Annotated in this window: 15 protein-coding genes; 5 read left to right on the forward strand and 10 right to left on the reverse strand. The window is 37.7% G+C overall.

The window, feature by feature from the left end; translation table 11 throughout:
• Positions 1-179 precede the first annotated feature (179 nt).
• Positions 180-1,811, forward strand: coding sequence for a PAS domain-containing sensor histidine kinase (locus ABIB40_RS19430; protein ID WP_354361369.1), 1,632 nt, complete (start codon positions 180-182; stop codon positions 1,809-1,811).
• A 33-nt stretch (positions 1,812-1,844) separates the two neighbouring features.
• Here ABIB40_RS19430 and ABIB40_RS19435 read toward each other — a convergent pair whose 3' ends face one another.
• Positions 1,845-2,129 carry a hypothetical protein gene (locus tag ABIB40_RS19435; protein ID WP_354361371.1) on the reverse strand — a complete coding sequence of 95 codons (285 nt, stop codon included), beginning with the start codon at positions 2,127-2,129 and terminating at the stop codon, positions 1,845-1,847.
• A 363-nt stretch (positions 2,130-2,492) separates the two neighbouring features.
• Here ABIB40_RS19435 and ABIB40_RS19440 point away from each other — a divergent pair, with 363 nt between their 5' ends.
• Both ABIB40_RS19440 and ABIB40_RS19445 read left to right on the forward strand, forming a co-directional pair.
• Positions 2,493-3,188, forward strand: a complete 696-nt coding sequence (locus ABIB40_RS19440; protein ID WP_354361373.1) for a DUF421 domain-containing protein — start codon at positions 2,493-2,495, stop codon at positions 3,186-3,188.
• 200 nt (positions 3,189-3,388) lie between these two features.
• Positions 3,389-4,846, forward strand: a complete 1,458-nt coding sequence (locus tag ABIB40_RS19445; RefSeq protein ID WP_354361375.1) for an APC family permease — start codon at positions 3,389-3,391, stop codon at positions 4,844-4,846.
• A 180-nt stretch (positions 4,847-5,026) separates the two neighbouring features.
• On the opposite strand, the gene ABIB40_RS19450 is transcribed toward ABIB40_RS19445, so the two are convergent.
• Complete coding sequence (locus tag ABIB40_RS19450) at positions 5,027-5,641, reverse strand: class I SAM-dependent methyltransferase (protein ID WP_354361377.1); 615 nt, start codon at positions 5,639-5,641, stop codon at positions 5,027-5,029.
• A 537-nt stretch (positions 5,642-6,178) separates the two neighbouring features.
• Here ABIB40_RS19450 and ABIB40_RS19455 point away from each other — a divergent pair.
• A complete protein-coding gene (locus ABIB40_RS19455; protein WP_354361379.1) occupies positions 6,179-7,654 on the forward strand; it encodes a Fic family protein in 1,476 nt (491 codons plus the stop codon).
• An 810-nt stretch (positions 7,655-8,464) separates the two neighbouring features.
• Here the strand turns inward: ABIB40_RS19455 and ABIB40_RS19460 are convergent.
• The 5 genes from ABIB40_RS19460 to ABIB40_RS19480 all read right to left on the reverse strand — a co-directional run bounded on the left by ABIB40_RS19460 (position 8,465) and on the right by ABIB40_RS19480 (position 18,291).
• On the reverse strand, positions 8,465-10,672 hold the full coding sequence (locus tag ABIB40_RS19460) for a glycoside hydrolase family 3 C-terminal domain-containing protein (protein WP_354361381.1): 2,208 nt from the start codon (positions 10,670-10,672) through the stop codon (positions 8,465-8,467).
• A gap of 83 nt (positions 10,673-10,755) precedes the next feature.
• Positions 10,756-11,919: an IPT/TIG domain-containing protein gene (locus ABIB40_RS19465; protein WP_354361383.1), complete on the reverse strand. Its 1,164-nt coding sequence runs from the start codon at positions 11,917-11,919 to the stop codon at positions 10,756-10,758.
• A 14-nt stretch (positions 11,920-11,933) separates the two neighbouring features.
• A complete protein-coding gene (locus ABIB40_RS19470; protein ID WP_354361385.1) occupies positions 11,934-13,532 on the reverse strand; it encodes a RagB/SusD family nutrient uptake outer membrane protein in 1,599 nt (532 codons plus the stop codon).
• Positions 13,533-13,550: 18 nt separating this feature from the next.
• Entirely contained in the window at positions 13,551-16,940 is a 3,390-nt protein-coding gene (locus tag ABIB40_RS19475) for a TonB-dependent receptor (RefSeq protein WP_354361387.1), read from the reverse strand.
• Between the two features lie 190 nt (positions 16,941-17,130).
• Positions 17,131-18,291 carry a FecR family protein gene (locus ABIB40_RS19480; protein WP_354361389.1) on the reverse strand — a complete coding sequence of 387 codons (1,161 nt, stop codon included), beginning with the start codon at positions 18,289-18,291 and terminating at the stop codon, positions 17,131-17,133.
• 217 nt (positions 18,292-18,508) lie between these two features.
• Here ABIB40_RS19480 and ABIB40_RS19485 point away from each other — a divergent pair, with 217 nt between their 5' ends.
• Positions 18,509-19,393 carry a glycoside hydrolase family 16 protein gene (locus ABIB40_RS19485; RefSeq protein WP_354361391.1) on the forward strand — a complete coding sequence of 295 codons (885 nt, stop codon included), beginning with the start codon at positions 18,509-18,511 and terminating at the stop codon, positions 19,391-19,393.
• Positions 19,394-19,434: 41 nt separating this feature from the next.
• Here ABIB40_RS19485 and ABIB40_RS19490 read toward each other — a convergent pair whose 3' ends face one another.
• The 3 genes from ABIB40_RS19490 to ABIB40_RS19500 all read right to left on the reverse strand — a co-directional run bounded on the left by ABIB40_RS19490 (position 19,435) and on the right by ABIB40_RS19500 (position 22,798).
• Positions 19,435-20,028, reverse strand: a complete 594-nt coding sequence (locus ABIB40_RS19490; protein ID WP_354361393.1) for an RNA polymerase sigma factor — start codon at positions 20,026-20,028, stop codon at positions 19,435-19,437.
• Between the two features lie 781 nt (positions 20,029-20,809).
• On the reverse strand, positions 20,810-20,947 hold the full coding sequence (locus tag ABIB40_RS19495; protein WP_354361395.1) for a hypothetical protein: 138 nt from the start codon (positions 20,945-20,947) through the stop codon (positions 20,810-20,812).
• Positions 20,948-21,733: 786 nt separating this feature from the next.
• Entirely contained in the window at positions 21,734-22,798 is a 1,065-nt protein-coding gene (locus ABIB40_RS19500) for a DUF932 domain-containing protein (RefSeq protein WP_354361397.1), read from the reverse strand.
• Between the last annotated feature and the right edge of the window lie 39 nt (positions 22,799-22,837).

The following is a 22,837-nucleotide window of genomic DNA, read 5'->3' on the forward strand; positions in this document are numbered from 1 at the left end:
AGCTACTTTTGCCCATCGTGTTTTTAGTTTGCAAGACAAAATTACGATTATTTAGGCGGTCATCAATTTGGCCGCCTTTTTATCGGACACTAGTGATATTAATTTAATTTTTTCGCAATTTTTATAATCGCTACAAATATCTATTTTTGATTAAAACACTATCTTAAATCCTCTATTTAATGCCCAGCAATGTTAAACCCTTAATCGATACACAATTGTTGGAAATATTGGCCTTGTCAAAAGATGCTACAGCCATTTTCGCCAACGAGCAACTAGAAATAGCTTTTGTAAACGATGCTATGCTCGCTTTTTGGGACAAATCAAGAGAGATTGTCGGCTCTAATTTAGTTGATGTAATGCCAGAACTGATTGAGCAGGGGTTTATTGGCATACTAACCGACGTATGGCAAAGCGGCATTACTTATAGAGCAGAAGATAAAGCTGCAGAACTCTATGTTAAAGGAAAACTTCAGACACGTTATTTCGATTTCGTCTACAGAGCATTGAAAAACGAAGAGGGCAAAACTTATGCTATTTTACACACGGCAACAGAAGTAACCGATCGAGTGGCAGCCTTAGAACTTGTCAAAGATAAAGACAAAACAGAAAAAAAACTTCTTAAACAATTGTTTGCTGCCAATGAAGAACATCGAGCAACTAGTGAGGAAGTAAATTTCGCGAATGAATATGCAAAATCTACCAATAACCGACTGATCTTAGCAAACGAGGAACTTGTTGCATCGCGAAAGCAAGCTACAAATGCAGAACAGTTTTTATCTCAAGCTATTGAAGCTGCAAATATTGGAACTTGGAACTTAAATGCCCAAACTAGAAAGCTTGTAACTTCTCTTCGTTTGAAAGAGCTTTTTGGCTTTTCAGCGACAGATAACCCTTCGTTAAACGACTGTATTGCTCAAATTTCGCCGGAATATCAACCTTTTTTAACAGAACAAATTGATAAGGCACTAACCCAAGGTGGAGATTACGATCTTTCTTATTCAGTGGTAGGATTGCACGACCAAAAAATCCGTTGGGTAAGAGCGGTAGGGCATTTAAGTGCAGATAGCCATGGCGAAATAGAAACCTTTGCCGGGGTGGTTATAGACATAACTGACCAAAAACAAGATGAACAACTTAAAAACGATTTCATTTCGATGGTTAGCCATGAGCTAAAAACACCTTTAACCTCGCTAATGGCCTATATCCAAATGCTACAAATTGTTTTAAAAACAGCTACTGACGGAAGGGTCTTGGACATGTTGAAAAGATCGAGAAGTCAGGTAACAAGAATGAATAAAATAATTACCGGATTTTTAGATGTTTCTCGCTTTGATGGTGGCAAACTCTATATTGAGGCTTCGAATTTCTCCCTAAAACAACTTATAATTGAGATAATAGATGATGTGGCGCTTACCTCATCCACTCATAAAATTATCTTTGAAGCAGCCGAAGATGTGATCGTTACCGCAGATCGAGATAAGATAGGTCAAGTAGTCCAAAATTTGCTGAGTAACGCACTAAAATATTCCCCCCACGGAAAAAACATCGAAATATCCTATCTTGTACAAGGCAACATGGTTACGCTTAGCTTGCGCGATTACGGTATGGGCGTTAAGGCAGAAGATTTAGACAAACTTTTTAACCGATTTTATAGAATTCGGAATAATCAGACCGAAACAATTGCGGGATTTGGAATAGGGCTTTATCTCTGCTCAGAAATTATCAAACGCCATAAAGGAGAAATTTGGATAGAAAGTGATGGACAGATCGGATCTGTATTTCGTTTTTCAATACCAATTGACAAACCTTAGGAAATAGCCCAAATGGATTACTATCGCTTAAAATCAATTGTTTGGTTGAATAGACTGATCGTCCTTATTTGAGAAAACATTCTGATAATACTGCTCTATCGCAAATCCAATATCTTCAATTTCGAATGGTAGTAGTGTTCCAAATCTTTGTGTCCAACACTGCTGGTCATCTAATCCAATGTTAGAAATCTTTTGATTTTCAAAAAACACGTCAAAAACAATCTTTAAATCCTTTTCAAGGCTGGTTATCAGATACTCAATCTCTGCACCAGAGTTGATTTTAAGTCTGATGTTAAAAGAACTTAAAACAGATTCCATAGTAAGACGTACTATATTTGGTTAGCAAAAATTTGGCATTTAGGTATAGCAAATTTCAAGCCAATTACAGGTGGTTTTTTTCGTTATAAGCTCGTTTATAGCTGCTTATTCCCTTAGCGTTCTAAATGGAACAAGATTTTTAAGCATCGCCGTTCAGAAAAAACACAAAACCAGTTCTACTAATATTGCTGCTTAAATTTATACCGCACCCTAAAAAAATTTAGGCCTATGTGAAAAAAATGTAACTTGCTTCAGCCATTCAATAACCAGAATATTTTTAATAATGCGACACATACCTTTAAAAAGACCAACAAAATAGCCGACATTGAGAAATAGCAGGATTTATAGATTAAGACGAGAAATATGTTTTTAAGAATAGACTGGAATAATATTTTAATGGGAGATGACAACTGGCGATTTATTTTTGAAATCACTTTTAGGACCATCCTCATGTATTTTATTATTCTTATTGGGCTTAAACTATTAGGCAAGCGAGGCGTTAAGCAACTTTCGGTTTTTGAACTTGTGGTAATTATTAGCCTGGGTTCTGCGGCAGGCGACCCAATGTTTTATAAAGAGGTCGGTATGATTGAGCCAATCGTTGTATTCGCCGTTATTGTTGCGGCCTATAGGCTCACAACGTTTGTAATGGCAAAAAGTCGAAAGTTTGATAAGCTGGTAGAAGGCGACGCAGCCTACCTGATAATCGATGGTGAATTCTCAATTTCTGATTTTAAAAAAGAGAACCTTGCGAAAGATGAATTTTTTTCAGAACTACGCCTACAAAGCATTTCACACCTTGGACAAGTTGAAACTGCAATTTTGGAAACTTCTGGCAATTTGAGCATCTATTTATATGAAGACGAAAAGGTAAGATACGGCTTACCAATTCTTCCAAAACTATTCGACCAAGCTAGCAAGGAGATATCTACAGCAGGCATTTATGCTTGTATGTTTTGCGGGAATGTGGAAGAACTAGAACTTTCTAAAAGCCGTAAATGTGAAAGATGTGGTAATCACGAATGGGTTGCAGCGATTAATTCGCGCAGAGTAAATTGATACAGTTTACAATCATTGATTGTCAACAATTCTATAGGTTTAAAAGCAGTTCGATTCAAAAGCGTTACCATCACTGAATAAACAGTTCTGAATCGGAAGATATTTTCGTTAACATATTTATCGGAATAAAAATATTTCAATTAGCTTCTCTTTTTCCAATCATTATGCTTATTCTCTCCCAAACTGAAATCTAAAACGTTATGAAAGAAACAAATGAAGGCCTTCAAAAGTCATTTGGATTAAGAATGGCCATTATTATGGTAATGAGCGCAATTATCGGCACAGGAGTATTCAAAAAAGTTGCTCCTATGTCAGAAGGATTGTTATCGCCAAGCCTAGTAATGTTAGTATGGGCATTAGCTGGGGTTGTAATTTTGTTTGGGGTATTAAGCATAGGCGAGTTGGGTGCAATGTTTCCTGCATCGGGAGGAGCTTTCTATTGGCTTGAAAAAACTTATGGAAAGGTAGTTGCATTTTTATATGGTTGGTCTTGTTTTACGGTTATCCAAACTGCTGCCATTGCATCTGTAGCCTATGTTTTTGCCGGTGCATTGGGTACATTTTTTACTTTGCCGCACCTATCACCACATTTAGAATCCATTACCATTTTCGGCATAATACAGCCTTTAGATAATATTGGGGCAAAAATAATTACGAGTTTAATGATTATTCTGCTCACTTTCATTAATATAAAAGGCACCAAAAAAGGAGGTAACCTAAGCCAGATTTTTACTTATACCATTGTTTTAAGTATTCTTTTAATTGTAGCATTTTCGTTAAGCAGCTCTGTAGGCAGTATAGAGAATCTATCAACTAATTCTACTTCTTATCCTCCAAGTGGTTTTGCAACCAGTTTTGGCTTTTTAGGAATTATGGTTATTGCCATGAGAAATGCTTTTTGGGGATATGAAGGTTTTATTGCCTTAGGCTTTATTGGCGAGGAACTAAGAGAACCAAGAAAAAATATGCCAAGGGCGATGTTGGGCGGCATATTAATGATTACCCTAATTTATCTGTTGGCCAATTTTGCCTACTTATATGTAATGCCTATAGATGAATTGATCGCCAGTTTACAAGCCGATAAAAATTTAATTGCAGCGGTGGTGGTGGTCAATAAAGTATTCGGTACCGGAGGGGCTTACGTAGTAAGTGCTATGATTCTGGTTTCTACCTTTGGCTGTACCAATGCCACTATATTGCTCTCCTCTAGGATTTATTATGCCATGGGAAAAGACAATATGTTTTTTAAAGATGCAGGTAAGACACACCCTAAACATCATACTCCTCACAAATCGTTAATTTACCAATGTATATGGGCTTGCGTGTTGGTTTTTACAGGCTCGTTTGATTTATTGACAGATTTGGTCGTTATTGCTGGATTCCTATTTTATGGATTGGTTGTATTTGGTGTGATTATTTTAAGAGTTAGAAAAAAAGACATTTTTAGACCCTACAAAACTTGGGGATACCCTATTGTGCCTTTGGTGTTTGTGGCTGTTTGTATTGTATTAATGGTTGTGTCTTTTATACAATCTCCAGTTAAAGCAGCCATGGGAATGCTATTAATTTTTACAGGCCTACCATTCTATTATTATTGGAAAGCCAAAAACAAGCGATTAAAGGCGCAAGAATTATTGGATATAAAAACCGTTGATTAAGTTAATATTTTGGTTGAAATATTTGGCAACAAAAACTTTTGTAATCAATAACTCCTAAAACCATCGTGCACTTTGAGTACATGATGGTTTAATTTTTAGGCGCAAAAAACTCATGACTAGAAAATTTTTTATCCTTTTCGGTTTGGTTTTGGAAACCGCTTTCGCCACCTGAGAAAAAATTTAGAAGTTTTTTCTCAGACACCAAGTGGTCATGCAACGCATGTTTTGCACATTTGTTGTTTTAATAGGCTCGTACAATATTCCATTTAATTTTGTCGTGTAGTCCAAAAGCATCTCCTCGTTACATAGAAATCGTTCAGATTCATCGGGCAGCAAATAACGTCCCAAACCTAAAGGTTTAACCTTGTCTTCTATGCCGATATTAGTAGCGAGGCGTGCGAAAAAAAAACCTCCAGGTTTAATTACCCGCCACATAGAAAACAACATCGCATCAAAATGTTCCGCATTCCGGGCAAAATGTAAAACCGCACTGCTAATTACGAGGTCAAATTGTGAATCTTGAAAAGGCAACTGCTCTGCATACGCCACCTTAAAGTTAGCAATAGGATTTCTTGGGAGCAAAGATTTGGAGAGCTCCCGAACAAATGCAATACATTCCGCATCTGGATCAATGCCGTAAACCTCGCAACCTTGATTTAAAAAATAAACCAAATTTCTCCCACCTCCGCAGCCAACATCCAAAATATGCTTGCAATCGGCATAGGTTCCTTTCAAGAGCTGATCAAAAAGGTAAATGTCTATATTCCCAAACTGTGTTGCTAAATCGGCTTTCATTTCTATTTTTTAATTACGCGATCAATCTCGATGGATTTTTTCCGCAGGGTTCGAGATGTATCGTTTTACAAAGCTAAGATTAGTTGTGCTGATAAGTTGGCAGGTGCACAATTTTTAACAATAAGGCGGCATCGTTTCAGTATGGAGCTTCAGTTTGACGCCGAAAAAAAATCAAAAAAAATATCGGATTCGAACTTATTCTATAAACATTTGTTTTATAGTGCGTTACATAGCTTAGTAAGTCATGGCGTAAACATAGTGTAAACAAAAAACCGAAATTTAAGCAAATAAAAATGTGGTGTTTAGGCGAAAAAGAAAACTTAGTGTTCCATTTACATTTCGAATCCATCCACCATATCTTTTTATCTGTAATTTTTGCCCAATTCTATTGACAACCATCGTTGACATTGTTTGTTTGTTGCATTGATTATTTTTATATCTCTAAAAATTTGCCTAAATTTAAATTTTAAAATTAATTTCTTGCCTAAAAATCATTATTATCACTATTTAATATCAAATTTTTGCATATCATCTACAATGGACACTTCCCTTCCCTTAGAATTACAGGAAATTATATTTTCTTCTAGCGACACTACTTTAAGTAGAAAGATTAACAGAATGGAAACCAAAGGAATTTTGCGGAAACTGGCACCAAAAATTTACACGCCAAATATGATTGAAGAGCCTCGAGAGATTATCCAACGGAATATCTTTTCTATTATTGGGCATCTATATCCGGGCGCTGTACTGAGCCATCGTTCTGCATTTGAGTTTAAACCTACAGCTACAGAAAACCTTTTCCTCACCTATACATACAATAGAAAAGTAGCCTTGCCAGGGGTGATTTTAAATATTAGCAAGGGCACTTTAAAAATTGACGGGGATAATCTCTTTACCAATGAGCTTTATGTTTCGCAAAAAGAACGTGCAATGCTAGAAAACTTCCAACAGACTAGAAAACTAGGCTCAGATTCTAAAACGCTTACCATTGCCCAGCTTGAAGAAAAGTTAGAACAGATTATATTGGTTAAAGGAGAAGAAGGCCTCAACAGGTTCAGAGACCGGTCGAAAGAAATTGCAGGCAAACTGGGCATGAAATTGGAATTTGAAAGAATGAACAAGCTAATTAGTGCGATGCTGAACACAAAGCCTTCAAAATTATTATCTTCACCAATTGCCAAAGCTAGAGCCTTTGGCACACCTTACGATGCGGCAAGGATAACCCTATTTGAAAAACTTTTTCTTGCACTTCAACAACCTTTTCCAGTAATAGACGAACCTTACCAAAACCCATTGGCCTATCGCAGTTTTTCATTTTTTGAAGCCTACTTTTCCAATTATATTGAAGGAACTCGATTTAAAATTAGCGACGCAAAACAAATCATCGAAACTGGGCAACCAATTGCTGCAAGAGATGAGGATTCTCACGACATATTAGGCACTTACCAGTTAGTTAGCAACAGGGCAGAAATGGCAAAAACCCCAAGCTCGCCAGCAGAACTACTCGAGATCTTAAGTTATAGACATAAGGTGCTAATGAAAGCAAGACTGTTGGCTAACCCCGGAGAATTTAAAATGCAGAATAACATTGCAGGCGATACTACATTTGTTGACCATACATTGGTGAGAGGCACGCTAACAAAGGGGTTTGATTTTTACAGAACATTAGAAGAGCCATTTGCCAAAGCAGCCTATATAATGTTCCTAATCAGCGAAGTGCACCCTTTCAATGATGGAAACGGTAGAATTGCAAGAATAATGATGAATGCAGAACTTAGCAAGGCGAGGCAATCCAAAATTATCATCCCTACAGTCTTCCGGATCGACTATATTGGTGCTTTACGACAACTGACTAGGCGTACCGATCCCCATATATATATCCGTATGCTTCAGCGCGCACATATATTTAGTGGCATCATCAAAGGAGAACAAATCGATGAATTACAACTGATTTTGGAAAAAAGCAATGCTTTTAAAGAGGGTGATGGGGATATCCTAAAAATTATAAATTAAAAAACTCCAAAGGGAGTTTATCATAACAAAAAAAATTGCAATTACCTAATTATCATATAATTACACAGTGGAGAATATGGGACTCAAATTTAATTTACAACTACCTGTTTTATATCGTGTTATAGAGTTTAGTAAATCATAATCATAGTGTAAACAAAAAGCCATAATTTAAGCCTCAGTTAGACACCTAAAATAGCTTTAAAATAAAATATAATAACCGAAAGTGGTCAATTTCAAAATATCGATTTTATCCAATTTCCATTTAGAATTCAAGAATATGATCTTGAGTTCTTACCCATGCAAATCGAATGTTCACAAAACAGAAAGCGGAAAAATATCAGGGGGCATCTTGCATTACAAGGAGGATAAAGTAGAGTTTCGAGAAGCTTTACTTGGTATTTTACCTATTCCGACAAACTAGACAGCCCTAAATCACAACAGATTGCCATTGATTAAATGGGGCGTATCGGATTTGGAGACCAACCATTTTTTGAGTATTCGGGGGATTTCTCCCTCATCAGTATATTATATTGCTTCGAAAACTGGCTTGAATTTAGGTATAGATCTAGTCGGAAGAATAATGGCGTGTACATCTTAAATTAGTGCGAGCTTTTTAATTAGGTAGGATTTTTCACTAATCTACCTGTTCAGCTTAAATTTTCGAAATCTGTACCTTTATTAACAATAGCTAATTGCCAATTGTATTCCCGATTTTCCAATCAGGATTAATTGAACTTCCGTTAGATACAAAGCCCTACTAATCGTATGATTGCAGGGCTTTGTATATTTATTTGTCATTGTTCGCAAATTTTACCTAGATAGTAGTAAGCTCTGAAGGATATTCTGCGACGAATTTCCAATCATAATCTTGTATTGACCTGCTTCAATCGCCCACTTCTTTCCTGCCTCATCATAATACTGAAATGCTGAATCATCCAAAGCAAAAGTTATCATTTTAGTTTCACCCGGTTTAAGAAAGACTTTTGTGAAAGATTTCAGTTCTTTCTCGGCACGGGTAATCTTTGTATCCATTTTGTGAACATATAGCTGTAAAACTTCTGCTCCAGCCAGTTTACCAGAGTTCTTAATATTCACGCTCACGTACTTTTTGTTACCAGCAGAATTTACTTTGGCGTTTTTTACTTCAAATTTTGTGTAAGACAAGCCAAAGCCAAACGGAAATTGTGGTTCAACCTTGTAAGTATCGTAATAACGATAGCCTACAAAAATACCTTCTTTATACTCTACATTACCATTTATACCCGGATACTCTCCAAACTTTTCTGCAGGAACATCAGCTAGCTTTTTTGGAAATGTATAAGGAAGTTTTCCGGATGGATTTACCTCACCAAAAATAATTTTTGCTAGTGCATTACCACCTTCCATCCCTGGATACCAAGCTTGAATAATGCCTTTCGCATCATTTTCCCATGCTGAAATATCCATAGGGCCACCGCCCATTAAAACTATAATTGTGTTTGGATTAGCTTTTAATACTGCTTTTATCAGTTCATTTTGGCCGAAAGGCATATCCATATTCGGTTTATCAACGGCTTCAGCATCGTATGCATTGTCATCCCATTTGTTGTAATCATAACCGTGAGTCCATCCGCATACTAATATTGCCACGTCAGCTTTAGAAGCATTTTTAACAGCTTCTTCGATCAATGCCTGATCCGGCCCTTGTCCCCTAGCAATTTTGTAGCCTTGAGCAAAGCTGATGTTTGCATTACTACCAATTAAGGTTTTAATACCTTGTAGCGGAGTAATTTCATATTTTGCTTTCACTTGTGAACTACCGCCGCCCATTGCATTTTCACGTACGGCATTTTCACCGATAACGGCTATCGTTTTCACCCTCTCTTTACCAATCGGCAATATGTTATTGCTATTTTTCAATAGTACAATTCCTTCTTCAGCTACTCGAAGCGCTACTTGTTGATGTGCTTTTCCATTATATATCCCAGGCGTGCGTTTGCCACTGATCATATTTGTTTTATACATCAGTCTCAAAATCCTGCGAACTTTATCGTCAATTAGGGACTCTTTTACCGTCCCATCTTTCACCATTGCTATTGCAGAATCTGCAAGAAAAAACTGGTCGTAATAGCTCTTTTTGGTTACATTATTAGTTGTTGCGGTAGTTTGTGATACAGTGTTATACATGAGGCGGAGATCGGTGCCCATTTCTAGGTCTGTACCATTTTCAATTGCTTGGATTGTACTGTGTACCGACCCCCAATCGCTAATTACGACTCCCTTAAACCCCCATTCGCCCTTCAGGATATCATTCATTAGATAAGCATTGTGGGTAGCAAAAGAACCTCGAAATTTGTTATAAGAACCCATTATTGAGTTAACTTGCCCTTTTTGAACCGCAGCTTTAAAACCTGGCAGGTAGAGTTCTCTTAAAGCTCTTTCACTCATTTCTACATTGATTACATCTCTGTTTATCTCCTGGTTATTGGCTGCAAAATGTTTTACGCATGCTGAGATTCCTTGATCCTGCACGCCTTTAATGTAACCAACTGCCATTTTTGAAATGAGGTATGGATCTTCACTGAAATATTCAAAGTTCCGACCATTTAGCGGTGTGCGGATGATATTTATACCTGGACCGAGGATGATATCTTTACCACGATACTTTGCTTCACTTCCGAGTACAGAACCATAGGCATATCCCAGTTTAGGATTCCAAGTGGCCGCCAATGTATTTCCGGTTGGCAGATAAGTTCCAGAATCATCAGCATCTTGAAGAACTGTCCATCCACGTCCATATTCTACACGAACGCCATGCGGACCATCAGACATTACCAATTCTGGAATGCCAAGGCGCTTCACTCCTCCAGATGTAAATGAAGAATTTGCATGGATCATTCCGATTTTTTCCTGAAGGGTCATTTTCTTAATCAGGTTGTTTATTTTAGTTTCAGTAGTACTTTGTGCATGCACCGATAGCTGTTGCATAAAAAGCAGAGCAGTTACAACAACTTTGAAAGTTGGATATCTTTTAAACATAAATTATCTAGATAAAAGTTGGAGGATTTAATTGATACACCATCATTTTATACAATGATTACAATGATGGTGTATCATTTTTTTTAGATGAAGCCAATATCATCAATATAGATTGTCTCTGGACTAGTTATACCACTTAACTCTTGGATACGCAACTGTTCGAGAGTTATTGGGCGAGTGCCAAAACTACTTAGGGGAATGGTATAGTCTGTCCATTCTCCCGCTTTGAGCGTCACAACTACACCTTCATCATCACGGAGGGCTTGCTTGCCATCTTTGTCCAGTCCCATTACCATAATACGTACATTGTGACTCCCAGAACCTGCACCACCATAAATAGAGATCTTAATTGACGACATATCTGCTATGCTGATGCTACCGCCACCGTTACCAATCTGAAAGCCCGCGTATCCGCCTAAGTAAGTTACTGCAATTGAATGAGTTCCTCGTCTTACCGGAGTGCTGTTGCTGAAATTTGGAGTATCTCCGCCATTCCAACCGCCAACCCACCAACCATTGGCTAAAGCATCATCATAAACAAGATACTTGAAGCCGAAAGGTGTTGGAGACTGTACAGTGCCTCCTGGTGTAGTAACAAAAATAAATGCCTGTACAACTCCTGCCGGTACACGAACCTGCAATTGGGTATTAGTTGGTATCCCTGTAATAGTAGCGTCTGCATTACCAAAGCGAACACCACTTACTCCAGAAAAATTTGTGCCGGTTATCGTGACCACATCACCTGAATTTCCCGCAAGCGGTGTAAAAGAGGTAATTGTTGCAGTGGGCTGCTGTATCGCAAAATGATAATCAACATGTCCGCCTTTGGTAATCACGGTAATGTTATCAGTTTGTCCTGCACCCCAAGGTGTATTGATAGGAATTGTAATAATAATACCATTACTGGTAACCAAAGCGGGATTAAAGTAAGCAGCAACACCATTGAACAATACTGCTGATGTGGTTTCCAAATTAGATCCAATAATAGCATATAAGCCATTTAGTCGGCCTGAAGTTACCGTAGAATCAAACGCCACTTGTTTAACCTGATCTGCTATCGTACTCGAATCTAAAGTAACGCGCGTGGTTACATTTTTAATGGTAACGTCTTTACTAACAGTTCTCACGCGAGAAATAACTGGCGCAGCAGAACTTTCATTGTCCTTTTTGCAGGAAGAAATTACAGCCGCTACGCAAACAAGACACACAAAAATTGCTTTATGTTGATGAAGGATATACTTTTTCATTTTAAGTTTTTTAATTATTTAAAAATATAAGGAACTGGAGGATTATTGAGCTTTGGGTTTTGCGCAACTTCTGTAGCAGGGTACGGAAAGATAAAATTTGCATTTGTGGGCACAAATTTTTGAGAGTAGACAACCCGCGGTAGCTCTGCACTATAAATTCCTCGTTCCTGGTTACTAATCATTGCAATAGCTTTTGGGTGATTGTTGTTGATAATTCCATCCCATCCGTCCATACGATAGAGGTCAAACCAATAATCGCCTTCCATTGCGAATTCTACTCTACGCTCATGCAGTATATTCGCTTCCGTAATGGCAGGTAGCGCATTAAGTCCCGCCCGTAATCTCACTCTATTAAATGGCGTTAACGCTGCTGGATCTGAAGTGGTCGGCGCACCTGCCAAAACCGCTTCGGCTTTAATAAGGAGCACGTCGGAATATCGCATTAAATAGGTGTTATTGCCTGCTGAGAATGCAGCTCCTAAGCCTCCATTATCAGTTGGTGTTCCTACTACATATTTTTTAATAGCTGCACGCGTATCTTGAGCGTTGACATCTGTTGGAACTGTGTAGCCACCGTTCGCCTGATTAAGTTCAGGATACTTTGCGCCGGCCAGCATAACTGTTCCAAATACACGTTGATCACCTGGTTCGTAAGCTTGTTGTAAATCAATAGATGGGCCTATTACAGCATATCCATCGCCAGTACCGGTAATCGTAGAACTATATGCAAAGGACGCTTGAAGGGAATTTCCGTGACCGTAAGATCCACCACCTAACCATTGAATGGCAATGACTGACTCCTCGTTATTATTATTTGAAGTTTTAAATAAGTCATTGTACGTTTTCCCGGCAACATCTGCACCGTAAAGTTTAAATTCACCGCTGTTAATTACTTTGTCTGCAGAAATACGTGCATTTGCGTAATCTCCCATGTAAAGGTAAACCTTGGCAAGTAAAGCTGTAGCTGAACCACTAGATACATGCCCTTGCGACTGTGAAGCACCGCTTCTAATCTTAGTCATACAATTACTTTCCGCGAACTTTAGATCGTTTATAATGAACTTGTAAACATCACTTACCGGATTTGTATTTATTTGGTAATTATCAACATAGTCTAAACTATTTTCTACAATAGGAACATTACCCCAAACTCTTACCAGATAGAAGTAGGCAAGCGCTCTCATTAATCGTGCTTCACCGAGTGCATTGTTTACTTCAGCAACTGGCACTGAAGCTGGGACATTCTTTCGCAAATTATTAATCAGTGCGTTGGATTGCGCAACTACAGTAAATAATGACTTCCAGCCGTCGCTTAAAACGGTATTATCGCCAGTAACGGCAAATTTTCCAAAGTTAACTACATCACTAGAATAAGTACGTGCATTACCAGCGTATAATTCAGTAATTGCCCAGCTTGCCTGATTGTTCCAGCTAAACCAAGGAGAATTGTAAAGGCCATTTGTACTCGCACGAACCTGCTCGGTATTTTGATAAAAATTACCAAGGGTTAAAGCACTTTCGGGCGGGCGATTGAAAAAGTCTTTTTTACACCCCGAAGCTCCTAGGCAGATTGCAAAGCCTATGCTTAATATGTATTTGATATATTTGTTCATTTGTTATTTCCGTTAAATTTAAAACTCAGCATTAATTCCCACGGTAAAAGTTCGTGGTATCGGATATCTACCCAGATCAATATTTGTTAGAAATACATTCTGATTAGTTGATCCGATTTCTGGGTCGTATCCTTTGTAAGGAGTGAAAGTGTAGAGGTTCTGCACGCTTGCATAAACTCTTAAACGGCTCATTTTTACACGACTGATAACGTTTAAGGGAAGATTATAACCTAAACTTACATTTTGGATACGCAGGTAAGATCCGCTTTCCAAGTAACGGTCTGAAATCGCCAAATTTGGATTATCCGTACCTCCTTTAGGTGCAGGGATGTTTGAATCAGGATTTGTAGGTGTCCAGAAATCGGCCTCTGAAGCTAATTGGTTTTGGTACAGACTTGATTTTCCTCCAATGGTACGGTTAAGTACATTTAATATTTTTGCACCGTAAGAACCATTAATGAAAATCGACAAATCAAATGATTTGTAAGAGAAATTATTGGTTATTCCGTAAGTAAATTTTGGATTAGGATTACCCAGAAAAGTCTGATCTTTCTCGTCAATTTTGCCATCTTTATTAAGATCTACGTATTGAACATCTCCTAACCAAGTACCTGCTTGTGTTGGTGCAATTGGGCGACCAAATTGTATCGGTGCACTTCTTAATTGTTCGTCTGTTTTAAAAATTCCTGCAACCTGGTAGCCATAAAATTCACCAATTGCGCTGCCTACAACTGTGCGTGTAACTGGTAAATGTAAAAAGCCGTTAACTACCTCTCCTATTAGCGGTCCGCTATTATTGGCAAGTGATACAACTTTGTTTTTATAACTAGAGAAAATAACGGTCGAATTCCAGTTAAATGAATTACTGCGAATATTTTGTGATGTAATACTAAAATCAATTCCCCTATTTTGCAAGTCGCCACCGTTAATGGTAGGAGGGTTAATCCCGCCAAGGTAATTTTCACCGCCCACCAAGTAAGCTGGCAATGGTTGTTGAAAAAGGAAGTTTTTTGAAGTTTTATCGTACCAATCAAAGTTAAGCTCGATACGTTTTTTAAGGAAGCTGGCATCAATACCTATATCTGTTTGGATAGAGGTCTGCCATGTTAAATTTGGGTTAGGTATTTGATTAAAGAAAAAACCTGTCCCTAGTCCTGTTGCTGTTGCCGTTAGGGAAGAGCCGAACAGATAGCCCCCAACATCCTGGTTACCAACTTGTCCATAACCTACACGTAGTTTGATATTGTCTGCAACTGGCTTGAATTTCGCCATAAATGGCTCATCTGATAGTTTCCAAGAAGCGGCAAAAGATGGGAAATAACCTATGTTTTTTCCGGGTACAAAATTAGATGATTTATCAGCACGCATTGTCGCAGTAATACTGTATTTACCGTTGTAAGTATAAATTGCGCGGGCATAAGCAGATTCTAATACACCACTTCCTTTAAATTCATCGTTACGTGCAGTTGCCGCATCACCAAGGTTGAGCGTTTGAACATCGTTACTAAAAAATTTTTGGCGATATGCAGACGTTCCCTGATAAGTATATTGCTGAACTTCATGCCCCAATAAAGCAGTTATAGCATGCTTTGAATTAAAAGTATGAGTATAAGTTAGGTATTCTTTCCAATCCCAAAAAGTGTTTTGCGTAGTAAGTTTGCTCAACGACGCTGTTGTGTTCACAAACCTACCCCATGCATAAGTTGGATTAAATAGTTTGTTATCGGTAAAATTGAAATCGCCACCAAGCTCAGATCTTAAAGTAAGATCTTTTGAAAAACGGATATCTGCATAGATATTTCCATTAATCTTATTTCGTATGAGGTTATTGTCAATACTTAAAGCCTGCGCAACCGGATTAATCGCACCTCCTACTTGGTTTTCTGGCGGGCCAGCGTATGAACCATCTGCATTAAATACAGCGATGTCTGGCGCATTTAGTAAGGCATTATATATAATACCGTTATTGTCATTGAATATTACCTTTTCATTCGTACGACTTCCCGAAAGGGTCATACCTACATTCATCCAGTTTTTAACCTGACTATTTACATTAGATCGAAACGAATAGCGATTAAACCCCGATCCGATAACGATACCATCTTGTTTTAGGTAACCTCCCGACAAATAATAATTGGTTCCATCTTTTCCACCTGAAATGGAGACCTGATGACTTTGCATTATTGCGCTACGGAAAATCTCTTTTTGCCAATCGGTACCTTCGCCAAGCAAGCTTGGATCAGCAAATTCTGGGCGCACTGCACCATATAATTCGCCAAGCGCATTTTGAAGATTTGCATATTGTTTAAGATCCATCATCTTAAGATATTTGGCAGGCTGTTGAACTCCCACCCAACCATCATAATTAACTTTCGCAGATGAATTTTTACCGCGTTTTGTTGTGATAATAATTACTCCATTTGATGCTCTACTACCATAAATAGCTGCTGCAGAGGCGTCTTTTAATATGTCAACCGATTCGATATCATTTGGATTGATTAATGAAAGAGGACTTACGGCCGTTTGATCATTATTAATACTTTGTAAAGGACTTGTTTTACTTGAACCAGAATTCGTAGCATCCCCAGACACTGGCACACCATCGATAACATACAAAGGCTCATTACTGCCGCTTAATGAGGTTATCCCACGAAGGTGAACTGAGGTCGAACTTCCCGGTGCTCCAGAATTTTGAGTAATCGTAAGTCCGGCAGCTTTCCCTTGGAGCATTTGATCAATACTTGTTTGTGGAACGTTTGCAATGTCTTTGGAAGTAATAGAAGACACGGCGCCGTTGATATCTCCACGTTTTTGTGTACCATAGCCTATAACAACCACACCTTCAAGAGATTTAGCTGATTCTTGAAGTATGATATTTAGAATTGATTGGCTGCCAACTACAACCTCCTGAGCTGCAAAGCCGATATAGCTAAATATCAGCACATCATCACTCTTATCTACGTTGATCGCGTAATTACCATTGGCATCCGTTACCGTTCCAATAGCTTTTCCCTTCAATATAACAGTTACGCCAACAAGTGGTTGGCCTTTGTTATCCAGGACTTTTCCTTTTACTGGAGCAGCTTTTAATATTTCAGGTATCGATTTTTTCGTTTTGCGACGAAGAACGATTGTATTGTTATTTTTGATAACATAAATAAGCTGTTGTCCTTTGAAACAAGCCTCCAAAACTTCGATCAATGACGCGTTCTTCACAGAAAGGCTGACAGGTTGTGAACCTTCAAGCATTTCATCCGTATAAACGAAATGATAATTAGTTTGATTTTGGATCTCTTGGATAGCTTTTAAGAGCGTAGTTTTACCCTGATCGATCGTTAGCTTTTGCGCCCGACTCGCGAAGGATATCTGGACAAAAAAACTGATAAGTAAAAAAAAGGTGATTTTCATAACCCGCATTAATTTATGGGTGATAGCATTTAGCCTACACTCTAACAGAGCATAAAATTTCATATATTTGAAATGTTTAGGTATAAATTGGTTAGTAATTGTCTCTCAATTATTAGTTAGACTAAGCGTTATCCGGAGGCGTTCGAGCGCCTCTGGACTTTTTCTAACTTTATTAGGGCAAAAAAGTATTTTACGGCATAACGATTACACTCCTCCCTTCGATCTTAAAATGTACTAATCCGGTAGATTCCAGAACGTCTAGCACTTCTGATAAGTTTTTAGACCTCTTTACATTACCTACAAAACCTTCGTCGGTAATCTTTCCCTGGTATTTGATGTCAATATCATACCACCGTGATATTTTTTTCATGATACTCTGAATTTTTTCATGGGCAAAGTTCAAGTCGCCATTTTTCCAAGCCACATACTGGGTCACATCAACCGGAGAAACTTGGATTCCGTCGTTAACTTTAGCTTGTTCGCCAGGTTTTAATAGGCTCGTGTTCTTGCCAGCGGTAATTCTTACTGAACCCTCTAATAATGTTGTATTGGTGCTAGTTTCATCATCGTAGCCCATAATATTGAAATGCGTGCCCAACACTTTTACCGCCGTATTATTAATGTCAACAATAAACGGCTTATTTTTATTTTTAGCAACCTCAAAATACCCTTCACCCGTTAAAAACACTTTACGACTGTTTCCTTGAAACTGTTCAGGAAACCGAAGTGACGATAAACTGTTAAGCCATACCTTAGTTCCATCCGGGAGTTCGATTTGATATTGCCCTCCTTTTGGAGTGCTAAGCGTATGATATACAGTCTCGCCCTGTTCTTTTACTTTCCCATCCCTGTAAGTAATAAAACCTTTACCGAATTTAATGATGGTTGTATTTCCCTGTGCAACTACGGTTCCGTTGTTGTCATCAAGTGTAATCGTTTTGCCGTTCGCCAATGTTAATACCGCTTTATCAGTTCCGGGACTTATAATCTTATTTGCTGAAATCTGGTTGTGTACTTGTTGACCTTTGTTACCTAAACGGTAAAGTCCGAAACTTAAAGCAAACAAAAGGACTGCCGCTGCTGCCCACTTTATCATCCGGTATTTTACGGGCGAATAAAGCCGCACTTTCTTTGGTCTCATCAAGTTATGGAAGATTTGTTCCTTGTCGATTTCTGGTAGCGGATCAGAAAGACCTACATTCTCCCATAACCTCAAGGATACTTCATCGAAATCACGATCGTCCTCAGTCTTGTTCAACGTCTCAAAAAGTTCAACCAGTTCTTCTCGCGTACAATTGCTATCCGCATATTGCTGCAATAAATACTTCAATCTTGATGGTTGCTGATGCATATTTAATAATTAAGGATTACGCTGGGCTCATTTCACATATGACGAGGTTCAGAAGCAAACGTACTGTCTAGCTATTAATTATTTTCAGTTGGATTAAAAAAGATTTAATAAAATTATTTTTCAGGCAGTACATTAACCAAAATAAACCGTCTTTATTTAGACTTAACCTTATTGAGAGGAGTTGAATCACTAACAAACTAAATTTGATTTACTAAATATGAGAAAAACGAAGAAACTTTCCGGTCTGATTGCCATGTATGCTGTTGTGATAATTTCTTTATCGTGTAAAAAATCCGAAAATATAACGAAAGAGGAAACTAAGGTGGAATCCCCCAATACTGCATCGAAGGAATGGTCGAGAGTGTTTGCTGATGATTTTAGCGTTAATTTAAATAACTGGGAGAAAGCCAATCGGGCGGATTACAATTCTAGCCGGTGTATATATGACCCAAATATTCCCATAATCGGTAATTACGACTCCAAGGATGTTTTGGTTCTTACTGCTACTGCTGATGGGAGTAACTATAAATCTGGTCTTGTAAAGTCTAATTTCTCTTTTAAGCCAACGAAAAACGAGGAATACAGAACTAGTGCTTCTATCAAACTGGTTGCGCTTGACGGTACAACATTCAAAGATTTTACACAAACTTATGGCGCATGGCCAGCTTTTTGGACCGCACAGGAAAACAAGTGGCCATTACAGGGCGAAATCGATGTTGTGGAGGCCTATTCTTTTGGCAATTACGCTAAGTATGCTTCAAACCTTTTCTATGGTTCATCAGCAATTAAAAACCAATTGGGCAACACTGCAGAAAAAAAGTATGAAGTAAGTTCGGGATGGCATGTGTACGATGAATACTGGAAAAACGAAAATGGTAACGTAACTGTAACTATACAGCTTGACGGTGTTACCGTATCTACCTACTCGAACGAGTTAAACACTAATTTAAAACTGCAAAATTTTGGCGCTCACAACATTATTTTCAATCTTAATGTTGGGTCAAATAACAGTATTGGCATCTTTAATAACAAACTGATCAATCTGTTTAGTAAAACTATGATGTGGGTGGATTATGTGACGGTTGATAAAAGAGTTTTATAATTTAAAATATTTAATTTAATAAAATGTTTCGGCAATTATAGTTACTCTAATAAACCAATCATCATCAGCAAAAAAATGTATCCATGTTCAGGATGTTTTCTGAAATATTCTCGTAAATACTTGAGGCTTTCTGATAAATGATTTTTGATGGTGCTTTTGGAAAGATTCGTCATTTCAGCAATTTCATCATGGCTCATGCCGTCAATTTTGCTGAGTTGAAATATGCGTTTCTTTTGATCGGATAAAAAATATAGAGCCTGTTCGATAATTAACAATAGATCTTCTGCATCCATTTTTTGGTCAGTAGCATTACTGTACTTCTTGTGATATTCGGTGAGCGCCTGAATAACTTTACCTTCTCTGGCCAATTTGCGCAGATAGTCAATGCTTCTGTTACGGGAAAGGGAATATAAGTAGGCTTTTATGTTTTCTATTTGCGGCAGTTCTTCTCTTTTTTGCCAAAGTTTAAGAAAGATATCCTGAACAATTTCAGCGGTAACTTCCTTCGATTTACTGATTTTAAAAACATAGACTGTTATTTGGTGAAAGTAGAGGTCATAAAGCTTCCTGAATGACTTTTCATTACCGCGTGAAATTTCCTGTAAAAGAACATTTTCTTCCCGTTGGTCTAGCATATAAAAACTGAAAAATCAGTGAGATTTAATAATTGGTTATGCAATTATACGAAATAATTAAATTACTGAAAATAATGCCAGTAGACGACTCTTAAAAAATATTTTTTAAGAGTTTTATTACCACCTATTCATACATATTATTAGCATTATTTTTGTTATATAACTTACAAGAAATGCGTGTTTCCATTTTAAAGCCTTGTAAATTTTATCATTTATTTTGGCTAAGAAAAGAGTAAATAATGTTTCGAGCATATTCTATTCGTCCTTGTCGGTAATGCTCAACAAACAACATCCTGCGTTTATCCTGATAGCCCAGACTTGTCGCATTAAATTTTATTTTCGTTAAAATTTCGGCTAGTTAGTCGCTAAAAGTATTTAGTTTTTTTACTATTTAATTTCTTCTCTGAGTTTACATTATAAACTCAACCAAGTCCCATTTTCGTTAATATTTATTAATAAGTAAAATTCGCTTTCAACCTTTCCGTTCCGAATATGATATAGGGCGATAGGTTAACAAAGTTAGTAATCAGCAGTATTAATTTGCCTCTAATTTCTTCCCAAGAAAATTAGCGGTGATTAGTTCATTAAATAATACAAAAAGATGCAAAATATTATATTTAATATTTGATAATACTGTATCTGGGATAAATAAATGGCTTCGAAGCAGAGCTATCGGAGTATTCGTGACAGAGAATCTTTTTTTAGCCTTTTGAAAACACTTCGTTTTCAAACTTTGCGCTCTGACTGCCGAAGCAGCGCTTCGGAGTATTACTTGAATAAATTAACGATTTTTTTTAACTTTTGCAATTTCTTGATAATCAAGAAATTGCAAAGTGGAGAATATCGGAGTGGATATTTCATCAATTGCGTCACTCAAACGCTGTTTTTGATGACTTAAAAGCATTTTTTTATTTGTCATTTTGGGTGATTTGGCAGAGTGTTGGCAGAGTTTTTACTCAATTTTCTAAAATAAAGATAATTAAAAAACATTGTTTAAACTAATTTAAAGCCAAATTTAATACTTATAATGTGGCAGATAATTTATTATCCACTAAAAAATTTTAACGAAAAATTAGGATTTAATAGAAAATTTGGCACTTTTTGAGCGTTTTTATCTTTCAATTTTTTGCATATTTTCATTAAAAATTCCCGGGCCACTGGCAGAGTTTTGGCAGAGTTTTTCACATGTTTTGCTATCCCATTCAAAGCCCATAATGGTAATTATGGATTAAATACTTTTGCCTTTATTTGCTACTGGTCTTAATTCGCGAAAATTCTGAGGGGCTTACCCGATACCTTGCAAAATTACCTTCGTTGAGCACTTCGTGAAAAACTTGCTGGCCATCGACAACGGCATAATCAAGCCGGTAAAGCCTCGCAGTTTGCCTGATGATATTTCGAATAGGTATTTGAAAATTATTTTCATTGGCCATATAAACACTACCAAATTGAGCTAAATGTTTTGACTGATATAAAAATAAAGAAATGAAATCAAATGTGGCTATATGAATATTGATCCAGTTCCTAACGAAAACCTACCTCCGGTTGAACCAAGAATCAGCTATGTTGCCGTGACCCTATCCGTAATTTCACTTAGACCCCCCTATCTTGAAGCTTTTGTCCCACAAGGGGCCGCCCGAAATTTTCGGGTAGTCAAACAATAGCAATTGGTCTATTATTTAGCCCAATTGCTATTGAAAACGCATCAGTTTAACGCCAAATTACCATGGTTGGCAAATTCCCCACAGATGTTTAAGGCGGTCTGGGAGCGTTGTAATCCCGTGCCGAACATGATGGATTTCAGTTTACTTTCTTCGTCTCTGTAATTGCGCACATTCTGAAAGTAGCCAGTTATCGCATTGTAGCAACCGTAGAGCGTACCTTTGGTGGTGGCTTCCTGCTGTGTCTGATTGGTAAAACTATACTCCATTACCGAACTAACAATATTATTAAAGGTACTGGAAAGTTCATCGTCTTTACCGTGTTTTAGGTTCTGTAAGACTTCCCTACTTGGTGCCATTGCCAGTTGTACCAAACGTTTGACGGCACTATCGGTAATGCGAATTTTTGACCAGTGGTTGAATACTTCCTCTAATTCCCGAGTTAATTGGCTGCTGATGCCCAACAGCTCGTGCGCCTGTCGCAGTTTATTGTGTGCATTAATGGTATGCCGTATTTTGATACTGTTTTTCGCTCCTCTCAAAGCGGCATTCAGGGTATTGTTACAGCAAATCCTAACTGGGGTAAACGCTGCCGTGATACTACCAAAACCATCGTGGGAAGTAGTCAAAAAGAGATAGTTCTCTATTAAGTCATCTTTACCAACCCTGATATAATCGGGTAGTTTTGCGGTGATAAAAATCCGTTCGCCCGCTTTGCCCAATGCGCCAGCGGTCTCATATAAAATTTCATTTCTACCGCCTACAATGCTATCAAAGAATGAAAACGCATCTACATTCTGTACCACATTGTAATCGTTCCCGACCACCCCCAAAATCTGCTCGGTGTCGGTGCGGACGGTTGCGAAAAAGTCGGGTACTTCAATTTTAGGGATGACAATATCCGTTTTAGTTTCGCCGTTGTGATTTTCGTTATCATAGGTAAACAAGGGGCGTTTCTCTACTTGGTAGTCTAACCCTGCGTGCATGATAGCTCCTGCGCTTGTCGGATAATCTTCTATGATTTGCCCTAAATTATGCCAGGCTTTTTCTTTGACCGAAAAAAAAGAATGTTTGCCCGTCTGCTCGTTATAATTAATATTATGTGCCATGATCGATGTTTTTAATGTTCGTTACTTTTGTTAATAAAA

The sequence above is a fragment of the Pedobacter sp. UYP30 genome, from assembly GCF_040547165.1.
GTDB lineage: Bacteria > Bacteroidota > Bacteroidia > Sphingobacteriales > Sphingobacteriaceae > Pedobacter.